This window comes from Collinsella aerofaciens, assembly GCF_040926185.1.
GTDB lineage: Bacteria > Actinomycetota > Coriobacteriia > Coriobacteriales > Coriobacteriaceae > Collinsella > Collinsella aerofaciens_BC.
Genome location: NZ_JBCOIQ010000004.1, coordinates 103,339 through 117,136, shown reverse-complemented (window position 1 = coordinate 117,136; position 13,798 = coordinate 103,339). Strand labels below are relative to the sequence as shown.

Genomic DNA, 13,798 nt, shown 5'->3' with positions numbered 1-13,798 from the left:
AAAAGCAGCTCTTTCAGTAAAGCACCTATCAGCGAAGACGCCCCTCCCTGGCCCGACGGCACCCGGGCGAACCGAGCCAGAACAACGCAGTCCCCGGTGCTGAGCGCCCACATATCGTCCCGCGCGCAGTTTCGCAGCGCAGCGAGAATGTTTGAGCACGGGATGATATAGGCGGGCGCCACGGGGACGGACAAACCTACTCCGTCTCGCCCGGTCGAGCGCCGCGGGCCAGGGCGTCCTGGTACTCCTTGACGGCCTTGAGCCTCTGCATGGGCTTCAGTCGCTCGAACATGGTGTTGCCGTGCAGGTGATCAATCTCGTGCTGCAGGCACACGCAGAACAGGTCGCCCGTGGCCTCATAGCGAATCAGGTTGGCATCCAGGTCATACGCCTCGACGACAACGTGATCGGGACGCTCGATCTCGCAGCTAATGCCAGGGATGGAAAGGCAGCCCTCGCTAAACGGCACCAGATGGTCGCTCTGCTCAACAATGACAGGGTTGATGAGCACGTACGGGTCATAGTCGTTCTTGTCGCTGTAATCGCAGTCGATGGTGACGAGTTGAATGAGCTCACCGATCTGCGGGGCGGCCAGGCCGCAACCACCGTTGTCGAACATCATCTTTTTCATCTTCTCGGCAAGCGCCTCGATCGCCGGGGTGATCTCCTCGATGACGGCGCACTCCTGGCGCAGACGAGGGTCGGGAGACAATACGATTCCGTTGGCTTCCATGGACATCCTTTCGGGTTGTTACATCAAATCATAGGCGTCGACGTCAACGCTCACGCTCACGCCGCGCACGGAGCCCACCTCTTTGAGGCAGGCGTCGATATCATCAGAGACATGGTACCCTACCGGCGACTTTACAAGCAGATGGAAGCGGTAACGGTCCTTGGCTCTCTCGATTACACACGAAGCCGGACCAAGCACCTGGGGCACGGCGCTCCCCGCCCGCAAAAAGTCGGGCGCGGCGGCATGCCAGCGACGCTTGAGGAGCTTCGCGATGCGACCGATGTAGTCCCGCGCAACGTCCGCGTTCGTCGACCATACCAAAATGTTGGCTAGGCGCACGAAGGGCGGATACAGGGCGTCGCGGCGCTGGCCCAGGTCGTAGTCGGTAAAGATAGAACGGTCGTGCTCGGCGACGGCGCGAATGACCGGGTCGTCGGGCAGATAGGTCTGGATGATAACCTCGCCGGGGCGATCGCCGCGACCGGCGCGGCCCGCAACCTGCTCCAGCAGATCGTAGGCGCGCTCCCCTGCTCTAAAATCGGGGAGTTTCAGCGCAAAGTCGGCATTGACCACGCCCACGAGTGTGACCTCGGGAAAGTCGAGACCCTTAGCAATCATCTGGGTGCCCAGCAGCACCGCGCAATCGGCCGCATCGAACTGCTCGAGCAGCTTTTTGTGCGCGTCCTTGCCGCGTGTGGAATCGGCGTCCATGCGAATGATGGCGACGTCGTCGGGCAGCATCTGGTGCAGTGCGTCCTCGATCTGCTGTGTGCCTAGCCCCATTTTTGCGAGATAGCGGCTGCCGCACTTGGGACAGCGACTCGTGGGCGCCGGATAGGGCTGCACGCGCCAGGACGATCCGCAGGTGTGGCACTGCAGCGTGTGCGTGCGCTCGTGGTACGTAAGCGCCGTGGAGCAGTGGTTGCAGGTGGGGACGCAACCGCACTCGCGGCACATGAGGAAGGGCGCAAAGCCGCGGCGGTTGTGCAGCAGCACAGCCTTCTCGCGGCGCTCAACGACACGTTCCAAGCCTTCCATCAACGGTTTTGAGAACATGGAGCGGCTGCCATGCGAGAACTCTCGACGCAAGTCGGCGATGCGAACCGTGGGTAGGACGGCGTGTCCCGGGCGCTCGGGCATCTCGACACGCGTCCAGGTGGCACCGTTGTACGTGCCGCGGCGGCAGCGGTCGAGGGCCTCGGCCGAGGGCGTGGCGGAGCCCAGTACGAGCGGGCACCGATAGCGCCGCGCCATCTCGGCCGCCACCTCGCGCGCATGGTAGCGCGGGCTGGAACCCTGCTTATAGCTGGTCTCGTGCTCCTCGTCGATGATGATGAGACCAAGATCGCTGAGCGGGCAAAAGAGCGCCGAGCGGGCGCCCACGACCACGCGCGCAGCACCGCTGGCGACCATATCCCACTGGTCCAGGCGCTCACCGGCCGAAAGGCGCGAATGGAAGACCGCGACCGTCTCGCCAAAGCGCGAGCGGAAGCGGCCGACGGTCTGGGCCGTCAGCGAGATCTCGGGCACGAGCACGCAGGCCGAACGGCCGGCTGCCAGCACGCGCTCAATCGCCGAGAGGTAGACCTCGGTTTTGCCGGAACCGGTAACGCCATCGACCAGCACCACATCACCGTGAGCGTCCAAGCGGGCGCGCTCGATCTGCGCGAGCGCCTGCTGCTGGCCGTCGGTGAGTGCCACCGGCGCCTTGCCGCTGGCAGAAGACAGCGTGGTCTGCTCGCTGCAGCCACGCCAGGCACGACGTTCCTCCACCACCACGACGCCGCGTTTTTCAAGTGCCTTGATGGTCGCCGACATGCTGTTGTAAAGCAGGTTGAGGTCGCGCGTCGTGACCGGGCCGCACTGGAGCGCCTCGATAAGCTGACGCTGACGGACCGCGGACTTGGGCGGCGTGTAGTCGAAACCCTCGGGCGTGAGCATGACCCAGCGGTTTTGGATGGGTTTGACGGCGGGGCGCTCAACGGCCCACACGCCATCGTCGCCCTTGACCACGCGCGGGCTTCCACCCGGGGGCAAGAACAGGCGCAGGCACTCGGAAAGCGTTGCGACGTACTCGCGACTCATCCAACGCGCAATGCGGGCAGCCTCGGCGGTAAAGAGCGGCTTGCTGAGGATGGCCTCGATAGGCTTGATGCGCGCGGGATCGAGAGCGTCGTTGCCTTGCAGGTTGGCCAGCTCGGGCGCGATGTCGACGATGTAGCCCGCGGCGGCACGATTGCCAAAATGAACGAGGACGGTGGAGCCGATCTGGACATCGTTGGCGAGTGGCTGCGAAATGCCATAGGCAAACGGTTCGGACAGCGCACGGGTCGGAATGTCGAGGACAACGCTCGCATAGACGGCGACGGGCTCGGGTGCGGGCTCGGGCTGCGCCGGGGCGGCGACAGGGACCGCGGACTTCGGAGCTTCCTTAGGTTCCGGCGAACCAAACAGCGACAGTTGCTCGGCCAAGGCCCCAGCACCTCCTATCCCAAACGTCTACAGAAACAAGAGCCCCGCTCGGGTGAACGGGGCTCGGATACAAGCGTTTACGCAGCTGCTACAGCGCCATCGTACGGGCGCGGTCGATGCGCGCCAGGCAGTCGTCGCGGCCGACGAGCGCCATGGTCTCGCCCAGCGGGGGGCTCACCATGTTGCCGCAGACGGCGACGCGCACGGCCTGGAACACCACGCGCTTCTTGAGGTCCATCTGCTCGGGCAGCGGCTCAAGCGCGGCGTCGATGTTCGCGGCTGTCCACTCGTCCACGCCCTCGAGCGCGGCCTTGGCGGCGTCCAGAATGGCGCCCATGCCTTCCTTGGCCAGGCCCTTGTTGACAGACTTCTCGTCATACTCGAGCGTCTCGGCCGTGGCAAAGATGGGAGCGGCGACGGTCACGGCGTCGGCCGGCATCTTGGTGCGCGGCTTGACGATGGCGGCAAGCGCATCGATCCAATCCTCGCCGTACTCGACATTACCCTCGATGAGACCCGCCTCGTGCAGCTCGGGGACCATGATCTCATCGGCAAACTGGGCGTCGGACATGCCGTTGATGTACTCGGCATTGACCCAGTCGAGCTTCTTGGGGTCGAAGGTCGCCGGGTTCTTGGAGATGCGGTCGAGCGAGAACTTGCTGGCCAGAACATCGCGCGGGATGATCGTGGTCTCGCCGTCGAGCGACCAGCCGAGCAGCGCCAGGTAGTTGACGAAGGCATCGGACAGGTAACCGGCGTCGCGGTACTCCTCCACCGAGGTGGCGCCGTGGCGCTTGGAGAGCTTCTTGCCGTCGGCGCCCAGAATCATGGAGATGTGGGCGAATGTGGGCACGGGCGCGCCGAGGGCCTCGTAGGCCATGACCTGACGCGGGGTGTTGGACAGGTGATCGTCGCCGCGGATGACATGGGTGATCTTCATCATGGCGTCGTCGACGACGGTCGCGAAGTTATACGTAGGCGTGCCGTCGGAGCGGAAGATGACAAAGTCGTCGAGCTCCTTGGCGTCGAAGGTCACCTCGCCGTGGACGGCGTCGTGAATGACGACGTCGCCGCGGTCCTCGGGCACCTTGATGCGCAGGACGTAGGGCTCGCCGGCCTCTATGCGGCGGCGTGACTCCTCGGGATCGAGATCGCGGCAACGGCGCTGATAGCCCTGGAAGGGGTCCTTGCGCTCCTGCGCGGCCTTGCGGTCGGCGTCGAGCTGCTCCTTGGTGCAGAAGCAGGGATAGGCCTTGCCCTCGTCCCAAAGCTTCTGGGCGGCCTGCTTGTACAGGTCCAGGCGCTCGGTCTGGGCGTAGGGGCCAAAGTCGCCGCCCACCTCGGGACCCTCGTCCCAGTCCAGGCCCAGCCAACGCATGGCGCGCAGGATGATCTGCGTGTTCTCGTCGGTGGAGCGGGTGGGGTCGGTGTCGTCGATGCGCAGGATGAACGTGCCGCCGTTTGCGCGGGCGAAAGCCCAGTTATAGATAGCGGTGCGGGCGCCGCCGATGTGCAGCTTGCCCGTCGGTGAGGGTGCAAAGCGGACGCGAACGTCTGATGCCATGGAAATCTCCTCGATTGCAGGATGGATGTCTAACCGCATCAGTATAAAGCATCAAAGCAACCTCCGCACAAAGGGCACCGACCTACTCATTGGGGACAGACTTAAATGACCAGTCATTGGGCAACCTGTCGGCACTTAGGAAGGCTGGTCATTTAAGTCTGTCCCCAATGAATAGGTGCGGAAAGGGTGTGAATGTTTGATTTACGCGCTATGATGTGCCCTTGCATAGAGAGCCCGGCGGAATGGTAACGGTCGCCGGGACACGTTTTTGAAAGGACAATCATGTCAGAAGAACTTCGTTCCATCCCGCCCCAACACGGGTCCTTTGTTTTTACGTCGGAGTCGGTGACCGAAGGTCATCCCGATAAGATCGCTGACCAGATCAGCGACGCCGTCCTCGACGCAATCCTCTCCAAAGAAATAGAGCTCCAGGAGCAGGGCTACATCGCCCCCAACGGTGCGCCCGCCAACGTGGAGAACGTCCGCTGCGCCTGCGAGACCCTCGTGACCACCGGCACCGTCATTGTCGCCGGCGAGATTCGGACCCAGGCCTACGTCGACGTACAGGAAATCGCCCGCGGTGTTATCCGCCGCATTGGCTACAACCGTGCCAAGTTCGGTTTTGACTGCGACACCTGCGGCGTTATGAGCCTCATCCACGAGCAGTCGCCCGATATCGCCCAGGGCGTTGACGAGTCCTTCGAGACCCAGACCGGCGCTACCACCGACCCGATCGACCTGATCGGCGCCGGCGACCAGGGCATGATGTTCGGTTATGCCTCCAACGAGACCAAGACCCTCATGCCCATGCCACACTACCTGGCAAGCCGCCTGGCCGAGCGCCTGGCCGCCGTGCGTCACGACGGTACCCTCGCCTATCTGCGTCCCGACGGCAAGACCCAGGTCACCGTGCGCTACGAAGACGGCAAGCCCGTCGAGGTCACGACCATCGTCATCTCCACGCAGCACGCCGCCGAGATCGAGGACATGGGCAAGATCAAGGCCGACCTCATCGAGCACGTCATCACCCCGGTCATGGCCGCCGAGAACATGCCGTGGGACAACGCGGACATCTACGTGAACCCCACCGGTCGCTTTGTCGTGGGCGGCCCCATGGGCGACACGGGTCTGACCGGCCGCAAGATCATCGTCGACACCTATGGCGGCTACGGCCGTCACGGCGGCGGTGCCTTTAGCGGCAAGGACTGCACCAAGGTCGACCGCTCCGCCGCGTACGCCGCTCGCTGGGTCGCCAAGAACGTGGTCGCCGCCGGCCTTGCCGACCGCTGCGAAGTCGAGCTGGCCTACGCCATTGGCGTGTCCAAGCCCCTCTCAATCATGGTCGACACCTTCGGTACCGCGCATGTTGCCGAGGACAAGATCGTCGAGGCCGTAGAGAAGACCTTCGATCTGCGCCCGGGCGCAATCATCCGCGACCTAGACCTGCGTCGCCCCATCTACGAAAAGACAGCAGCCTACGGCCACTTCGGCCGCGAAGACGCCGACTTCACCTGGGAAAACACCGACCGAGTCGAAGAACTCAAAGCAGCCTGCGGCCTGTAATTAAGAACCGCCAAGGTCACAACACGCACACGCTTTCAAAAGAAGTACCGGTCCGAACCGGTACTTCTTTTTTATTAATCCGGTGATGAAGATGTTTCGATATGAGCCTACGCTGCGTCACCAGCTAATGAATTTTGGAGCACACGCGCCTCTACCATGTATCCTTAGTCCCGAGGGGCGGGGCATAAGGTCGATCGCGAGTTCCGCACGAGCCGGAGAGCACTTAATGTGCTCTCCGTGCGAGCAGGACTGTCCGAGCAGGCGACCTTATGCCCCGCCCCTCGGGACAACGAGACAAGGCAAAGGAGCAACCATGGCAGGCAAGCCGCAAACACTAGCTACGACCTCGGCATTCGAGATCTTGGGCCCCGTCATGGTCGGCCCCAGCTCATCGCACACCGCCGGTGCCCTGCGCTGCGCCCAAGTTGCCGCCAGCCTTTTGGAAGGCCGCATCACCAAAGTCACCTTTGGCCTGTGGAACTCCTTCGCCCACACCTACCGCGGCCACGGCACCGACCGCGCGCTCGTCGCAGGCATCCTGGGCCTCGACACCGATGACGAGAACATCAAGCAGGCCTTCGACCTCGCACGCGAGCAGGGCCTCGAATATCACTTTGACATCAAGGGCGACGACGCCTCCATCCACCCCAATACCGTCGACATCGACATGGTCGATGACACGGGCGCCACGGCACAGGTCCGCGGTGAAAGCCTTGGCGGCGGCAAGATGCGCATCAGCCGCATTAACGGCGTCGGCGTCGACATCTCGGGCATGTATTCCACGCTCTTCGTGGCACACAAGGACGTCCCCGGTGTACTCGCCGCGCTCACCAACCTGCTCGCCTACGCCCACGTAAACATCGCTTTCTGCCGCACCTACCGCACCGAAGTGGGCGGCCAGGCCTACTCCGTCTTTGAGACCGACGGCGCGCCCGACGACACCGTCGTCCCCATGCTGCGCAAGCTCGACAATGTCGATTACGCGACCTTTATCGAGCTCCCCGGTTCTGCCTCGTCGCTCTCTCCCGGCGTCTCGGCCAAGGAAATCTTCGACGACGGCGAGCAGCTGCTCGATGCGTGCGAGGAACTGGGGCTCAGCATTGGCGCCGTCATGGCCGTTCGCGAGGCGCGTCTGACCGGCGAGGCCCACGCCGTCGCTGCTATGCGCCGCGTGCTCGACGTCATGCGCGAGGAGACCACGGCCCCCATCGCCAATCCGCAGCGTTCGCTCGGCGGGCTTATCGGCGGCGAGGCCAAGCTTGTCGAAGCCACCGGCCGCAACGATTTGAGTGCAAGCCTGATGGGCCCCGTTCAGACCGACGCCGTGGCCCGCGCGATGGCCGTGCTTGAGCGCTCCGCCACGATGGGAGTGATCGTCGCCGCCCCCACGGCAGGCTCCGCGGGTGTCGTGCCCGGCTGCGTGTTGGCGCTCGCCGATCGCCTGCAGCTCGACGACGAGCAAGTCATGGACGCGCTCTACTGCGCAGCCGCCATCGGCCTCAACCTCACCACGAGTGCCTGCGTCGCCGGCGCCGAGGGCGGATGCCAGGCCGAGGTGGGAAGCGCCGCCGCCATGGCAGCCGCCGCGCTGGTGCAGATGCTCGGCGGCACGCCCGAACAGGCGCTCGACGCCAGCTCCATCGCGCTGAGTAACCTGCTGGGCCTCGTTTGTGACCCCGTCGGTGGCCTCGTGGAGGTGCCCTGCCAAAACCGCAACGCCATCGGCGTGGCAGCGGCCTTTAGCTCTGCACAACTCGCCCTCGCAGGCATTAAGAGCTTGGTGCCGTTTGACCAGATGGCACATGTCATGCTCTCGGTGGGTCACGCGTTGCCGGCCACGCTGCGCGAGACGGCAAAGGGCGGCATCGCGCAGGCTCCGGCCGCACTTTCGGCCTGTGCAAAATGCGGTGTGTGCGGATAGCGACAAAGAACGACTCAAAGGTGGGACAAATGTCCCACCTCTTTTGAATGCCACCGTTTCCGTACCACAAACAGCAGGGCAATCGCTATAATGCAAGCCCAGTAAAAACACGATGAACCGCAAGGCGAAAATCGAAGGATATGCATACGATGTCGCAAAACGATCGAACTCAACTGATTCCCGATCCGCAGCAGCCGAGCAGGCACACCGGCGGCGTTCAGTCGCCGCGTCCTATCGCGCCGAGCCACGGTCAGCAGCGTGGTGCGGCAAACGCTTCCCAACGCCCGAACCAACAGCGACAGCAGCGTCAACAACGTCAGCAGCGCCAGGCAAACGGCAATGCGCCCAAGCAGCCCCCCACGCACGCTCGAGGCGATCGTGGCCCCGCGCGCAAACCCGCCGAGAACAATAAGTCGGGCAAAAAGACGACGCTCTTTGTCGTCCTGGGTCTAATCGTCATTGTCTATATCGTAGGCGTCGTAGCATTTTCGCAGGTAGCCTACCCCAACACCACCATCGCCGGCGTCGATGTCTCGTTCTCCAACGCTTCGTCTGCCGCCACCAAGGTCAACTCGGCTTGGAAGCACTATAAGCTCACCGTGACAGGCGATGACTTTAGCTGGACCTATCAGCCCGAGTCCGATGAACCCATCGTCGACGGTGAAGCTGCTGCAAAAGAAATCATCAACCACAACGAAGCCTTTATTTGGCCGGTCCGCCTTGTGGAATCCTTAAGCGGCAAGACCAAAACAACTGCTACCTCCAACGAAGTCGATCTTGATCAAGACGTCGACCTGTCCATGCTTTCCGACACCTTTGACCAAAAGAAGTTTGAGAAGGATCTGGGCGCCGCCATCGACGAGTTTAACGAAGGACGTTCGGGCACGTTCGAGGCCAATAGCTCCTATGACGAGCAAGCGGGCAAGTTTACCGTCGAGAAGGCGCGCTCCAACGAAAAACTCAACCGCGAGCATGTCATTAAATATGCCGAGCTCGAGCTCGCCTCGCTGGCCGAGACCGTAGATCTTTCCAAGCTCGGCAACGATGCCTATGAGCCACTCAATGGAACGCTGACCGATGATCAGATTCAGGCCGTATGCGATGCTGCCAACAACTTCCTGGGCGTCAACGTGACCCTCAAGCTCAACGGCGAGGATGCCGGCAAGGTTGATGGCAGCTCCGTGTTGCAGTGGATCAGCTTTGCCGATCCGGCCAACCCCACGCTCGATACGTCGCAGATCAGTAGCTGGGCAGCCGAGCTCGCCAACGGCTTTAATACCGTGGGCTCCACTCGCTGGTGGACGCGCGCCGATGGCAAGCAGTGCGCCGTCGAAGGCGGCGACTTTGGTTGGTCCATCGACAGCAGCTCGCTCGCCAAGCAGGTCGAGGACGCCATTAACAACAAGCAGACCGGCGAGATCGAGATCAAGTACTCCCAGAAGGCCGACACCTTTACTGCAAAGGGAGAGCCCGACTGGAAGGCGTATATCGACGTCGATCTGTCCGAGCAGCACGCGCGCTACTATGACGAGAACGGTAATATCGTTTGGGAGGCCAACTTTATTTCCGGCAAACCGGGCGAAGACGCCACCCCCGAGGGCGTGTGGCAAATCAACAGCAACGACGGCGGCAGCACCCTGATCGGAGCCAAGGACCCCGAGACCGGTAAGCCCAAATACGAAAGCCCGGTGAGCTACTGGATGCCGTTCGAGGGCAATATGATCGGCTTCCACGATGCCACCTGGCAAAACGACAAGAGCTTCGATAATGCCGAGTCGTACAAGTGGTGCGGCAGCCACGGTTGCATCAACCTGCGCCTGGCAGACGCCAAGGCACTTCACGACTGCATCAAAGTCGGCCTGTGCGTGGTTGTCCACTCGTAGTGCAACGCGCGCATTCCTACAACGTGGAACCGCTGCGACCAATCTAACAGTTCCGAAAGAAACCGTCCTATGCGCCCGCCCCAACCGGTGGGCGCATATAATTATCGAGGTTCTTTCTATAAAGGAGACGCTATGCCGAATGTCCCCACCATCACCCCGGGCGCGGATGATACCGAGCGCACGCCCGAAGATGCCACCGAAACGATTCCTCTGATTACAAACGCGCACACCGACAAGCAGAGCGGACGCACGAACGATACGGTCGAGATTTCCGATGAAGAGGCATATGCCAAGCTCAAGGCAAAACGCGCCGAACGTCGACGCAAAAAGCTGATTCGACGCGGTATTGCCGCCGGCGTCGTAGGTGCCATCGCGCTCATTGCCATTGTCGCTACCCTGGTTCTCAATGCGCAGCCACAGGGAGCTAGCGGGCCTGTGACCGACATGGTGACCGAGGGCACGTTTACCACAACGGTCGAGGCGAAAGGCCAGCTCAAACCCATTTCGTCCTCAGTGGTCTCCCCTTCTGTCGACGGCACGGTCGATTCGATCAACGTGCAGGCAGGCCAATCCGTCAGCGAGGGCGACGTACTTATGACCATTAAAAACGACGAGCTCGATCGCAACGTTGCCGAGGCGCAGCGTGCAGTTGCAGCCGCCCAGGAAGACCTCACCAACGCGCAGAAAGCCGCCGCTGTCGCGCAGGCCACCCCAACGACGGACGTCGATGGAGCTTCCGCAGCGGCTGGCGTCTCTGACGCATCAGCGGACACGAACGCCGTATCGGCCGCGCAGCGCAGCCTCGCTTCGGCCCAGGCAAACCTAGACCAGGCGAACGCCAAGGCCGCCAGTCGCACGGTCACGGCCCCGAGCTCGGGTAGCATCGTGGAGCTTAACGCCAAGGTGGGCGCCACGGTAACAGGCGGCATGATCATGGGCGAAAGCGATACGAGCGGCGGCAAGCAGTGCATGCAGATCGCCGACCTATCCAAGATGAAGGTGACCGTGCAGGTGGGCGAAAAGGACATCGCCAAGATCGCCGTTGGGCAGAGCGCCAACGTCACGTATCCCGCGTTTCCCGATATCGTGAGCCAGGGAACCGTCACGGCTATCGCGTCGGTGGCAAACTCCGACGCCGCCAACGGCGGCGGCAGCGTGACCTTTAACGTCGACATCCTCATCGAGGCGCCCGACGCGCGCCTGAAGCCGGGCATGACGGCCGAGGTCTCGGTGGTGACCGAGCAGCTCGACGACGTGGTGATGGTGCCGACGATGGCGCTCATGACCGAAGACGGCGAACACTATTACGTCAACGTGGCAACCGATGACGAGGGCAAGCAAACCCATCGCGTGAAGGTGGCCGTCGTGACGCAAAACGACAACGAAGCCGTAGTCGGCAAGACACAGGTCAAGCGCGACGACCAGGGCAACGAGATCAACCCCAACGTGCCGGTTACCAAGCTGCGCGATGGCGACACGCTCGTCATGGACACCGGAGCGGACGCAACGGCTGACGGCGGCTACAGCGCGGATTCGGGCAGTATGCCTGCCGATGAGGACATGTAATGCGTCCCGTTATCGACATCCGCAACGTGCACCGCATCTTTGAGAGCGAGGCGGGGTGCGCCCACATCCTGCACAACGTGAGCCTGGCGGTAGATCCCGGCGAGTTCGTCGCCATTACCGGCCCTTCGGGCTCGGGCAAGTCAACGCTCATGAACATCCTGGGCTGTCTGGACAAACCGACGGCGGGCGACTATTACCTGCAAGGGCTCAACGTGGCCGAGCTTGACGATGACGAGCTCACCGAAGTTCGCGCCCTGAGTATTGGCTTTGTCTTTCAGAGTTTCAACCTGCTGCCGCGCCTGTCGGTTATCGAAAACGTCATGCTGCCGCTGGCCTACACCAATGTGCCCCGTAGCCAGCGCGAAATGCGCGCCGTGCACGCGCTGCAGGCTGTCACGCTGCCCGTCGACCACTGGGACCACCGCATATCCGAGCTCTCGGGCGGCCAGATGCAGCGCGTCGCAATCGCGCGCGCCCTCGTCAATGACCCGCCCATCATTCTGGCCGACGAGCCGACGGGAAACCTGGACTCCGCCACTGGAGCGCTTGTGATGGAGACCTTCCATAAGCTCCAGAAGCGCGGCAAAACCATCGTGCTTATCACACACGACCCCAGCATCGCCGCCGAGGCCGACCGTGCCATGACCATCCGCGACGGTCGCATTCACGACGGCGCGTATATTCCACATGCACCGCGGACCCTGCGCAGCGCCGTAGATAGCCTGCCCATGATTTCCGCCTCCACCAACCCGCCGAAAGGAGTGGTGGCATGAGCGCCCGCGATCTCATCCAGGAAGCCCTTCACTCGCTCGAAGCCAACAAGGGGCGCAGCCTGCTCACCATCCTGGGCATTGTCATCGGCATCGCCTCGGTTATCGCCATGACTTCGCTCATCGGCGGTATCCAAAACAGCCTGGTCAACAGTCTGGGCCTCAATGCGGCACGCATGGTGCAAATCTATTCGTCGCAAGAACTCACCGAGTCGGACATCGAGAAGCTTCAAAAACTGGTGCCGCAGATTGAGCAGATCGGCATTGTCGACAGCGCGTATACCGAGTATAAGACCGGCGATAAAAGCTATACCGTTATGGCACAGGGTGTCGATAGCGACATGCTCGACGCCGTGGGGGCCAGCAAGCTCGTTGCGGGGCGCACCTATTCCCAGGCCGAGTCCCAATCAGGCTCGCACGTGGCGCTCATCAGCCGCGGCGGCGCCGATCAGCTTTACGGCAACGAACAGGATGCGCTGGGGAAAACCATCAAGGTGTCCAACGGCGAGGTGCAGATTGTAGGCGTGATTGATGGCGGCAGCGACTCCATGGGCTCGCTCACGCTGTATATGCCACGCGAAACCATCTCCGGGCTGTTTGGCGACGAGAATCCTTCATTCCCCAGCGTGACGGCTCTTGCCGCCGAGGGCACAGACATGGACGAGCTTTGTAAGACCATCGAGTCCAAGGTGCGCGCAATGAAGGGCATCGCGGAGGATGATGAGTACGACAGTGTATCGGCGACCTCCATGAAAAGCGCCATCGATGCACTCAACTCCTTTATGGGCGCGTTCTCGCTCATCATGGGCGCTGTCGCCAGCATCTCGCTGCTTGTCGGCGGTATCGGCATTATGAATATGATGCTCACCAACGTGACTGAGCGCATCCGTGAGATCGGCATTCGCCGTGCCCTGGGCGCAAGTCGTCGCGATATCACCGCGCAGTTTTTGGCCGAGTCCTCGGCGCTGTGCGTCACCGGCGGACTGTTGGGTGTCCTGATTGGCTATCTGCTGGCATGGGGACTCACGTTCTTTGCCGCAAGCTCGGGCATCATGAGCGAGTTTGGAGCTACCGGGACGATCACGCCAAGCTTCTCCATTACAACAGTGTTGATCGCGTTTGCCGTATCGGTCGGCATCGGCGTAATCTTTGGCTTCTACCCCGCTCGCCGTGCAGCAAAGCTCGACCCGGTGGAATGCCTACGCTACCAGTAAGCCACCACCAACAAGTTGCGGTGAATTAGGGACTGAATATGCTATTTAGCAGCAAAAACAGACGCTATTTCACCGCAACTTATTGAAGGGCTGCTTGCGCCAGTTCCGTGCG

Annotated in this window: 9 protein-coding genes; 6 read left to right on the top strand and 3 right to left on the bottom strand. The window is 62.2% G+C overall.

The window, feature by feature from the left end:
- Nucleotides 1-196 precede the first annotated feature (196 nt).
- The 3 genes from def to gltX form a co-directional block, all read right to left on the bottom strand.
- A complete protein-coding gene (gene def, locus AB5750_RS03265; RefSeq protein ID WP_117583490.1) occupies nucleotides 197-733 on the bottom strand; it encodes a peptide deformylase in 537 nt (178 codons plus the stop codon).
- Nucleotides 734-751: 18 nt separating this feature from the next.
- A complete protein-coding gene (gene priA / locus AB5750_RS03260) occupies nucleotides 752-3,205 on the bottom strand; it encodes a replication restart helicase PriA (protein WP_368145306.1) in 2,454 nt (817 codons plus the stop codon).
- 88 nt (nucleotides 3,206-3,293) lie between these two features.
- Nucleotides 3,294-4,769, bottom strand: a complete 1,476-nt coding sequence (gene gltX, locus AB5750_RS03255) for a glutamate--tRNA ligase (RefSeq protein WP_368145308.1) — start codon at nucleotides 4,767-4,769, stop codon at nucleotides 3,294-3,296.
- Between the two features lie 282 nt (nucleotides 4,770-5,051).
- On the opposite strand from gltX, the gene metK reads away from it, so the two are divergent.
- The 6 genes from metK (at nucleotide 5,052) to AB5750_RS03225 (ending at nucleotide 13,686) form a co-directional block, all read left to right on the top strand.
- On the top strand, nucleotides 5,052-6,332 hold the full coding sequence (gene metK, locus AB5750_RS03250) for a methionine adenosyltransferase (RefSeq protein ID WP_368145310.1): 1,281 nt from the start codon (nucleotides 5,052-5,054) through the stop codon (nucleotides 6,330-6,332).
- A gap of 313 nt (nucleotides 6,333-6,645) precedes the next feature.
- The gene (sdaAA, locus tag AB5750_RS03245) at nucleotides 6,646-8,253 is read left to right on the top strand and encodes an L-serine ammonia-lyase, iron-sulfur-dependent, subunit alpha (RefSeq protein ID WP_343000813.1); all 1,608 of its coding nucleotides are present in this window, start codon (nucleotides 6,646-6,648) and stop codon (nucleotides 8,251-8,253) included.
- 140 nt (nucleotides 8,254-8,393) lie between these two features.
- Nucleotides 8,394-10,136 (top strand): L,D-transpeptidase, encoded by a 1,743-nt coding sequence (locus AB5750_RS03240; RefSeq protein WP_368154907.1) that lies wholly within the window; start codon nucleotides 8,394-8,396, stop codon nucleotides 10,134-10,136.
- Nucleotides 10,137-10,268: 132 nt separating this feature from the next.
- Nucleotides 10,269-11,702: an efflux RND transporter periplasmic adaptor subunit gene (locus tag AB5750_RS03235; RefSeq protein ID WP_368145313.1), complete on the top strand. Its 1,434-nt coding sequence runs from the start codon at nucleotides 10,269-10,271 to the stop codon at nucleotides 11,700-11,702.
- The gene (locus AB5750_RS03230; RefSeq protein WP_161115673.1) at nucleotides 11,702-12,475 is read left to right on the top strand and encodes an ABC transporter ATP-binding protein; all 774 of its coding nucleotides are present in this window, start codon (nucleotides 11,702-11,704) and stop codon (nucleotides 12,473-12,475) included. The genes AB5750_RS03235 and AB5750_RS03230 overlap by 1 nt, the downstream gene beginning before the upstream one ends.
- On the top strand, nucleotides 12,472-13,686 hold the full coding sequence (locus tag AB5750_RS03225; RefSeq protein WP_368145315.1) for an ABC transporter permease: 1,215 nt from the start codon (nucleotides 12,472-12,474) through the stop codon (nucleotides 13,684-13,686). Before AB5750_RS03230 ends, AB5750_RS03225 begins: the two co-directional genes overlap by 4 nt.
- Nucleotides 13,687-13,798 lie beyond the last annotated feature (112 nt).

What these genes read in the sequence shown, in the direction of transcription:
- sdaAA (WP_343000813.1), top strand. Translation starts at nt 6,646, where the DNA reads ATGGCAGGCAAGCCGCAAACACTAGCTACGACCTCGGCATTCGAGATC.
- metK (WP_368145310.1), top strand. Translation starts at nt 5,052, where the DNA reads ATGTCAGAAGAACTTCGTTCCATCCCGCCCCAACACGGGTCCTTTGTT.
- def (WP_117583490.1), bottom strand. Translation starts at nt 733, where the DNA reads ATGGAAGCCAACGGAATCGTATTGTCTCCCGACCCTCGTCTGCGCCAG.
- gltX (WP_368145308.1), bottom strand. Translation starts at nt 4,769, where the DNA reads ATGGCATCAGACGTTCGCGTCCGCTTTGCACCCTCACCGACGGGCAAG.
- AB5750_RS03225 (WP_368145315.1), top strand. Translation starts at nt 12,472, where the DNA reads ATGAGCGCCCGCGATCTCATCCAGGAAGCCCTTCACTCGCTCGAAGCC.
- AB5750_RS03240 (WP_368154907.1), top strand. Translation starts at nt 8,394, where the DNA reads ATGCATACGATGTCGCAAAACGATCGAACTCAACTGATTCCCGATCCG.
- AB5750_RS03230 (WP_161115673.1), top strand. Translation starts at nt 11,702, where the DNA reads ATGCGTCCCGTTATCGACATCCGCAACGTGCACCGCATCTTTGAGAGC.
- AB5750_RS03235 (WP_368145313.1), top strand. Translation starts at nt 10,269, where the DNA reads ATGCCGAATGTCCCCACCATCACCCCGGGCGCGGATGATACCGAGCGC.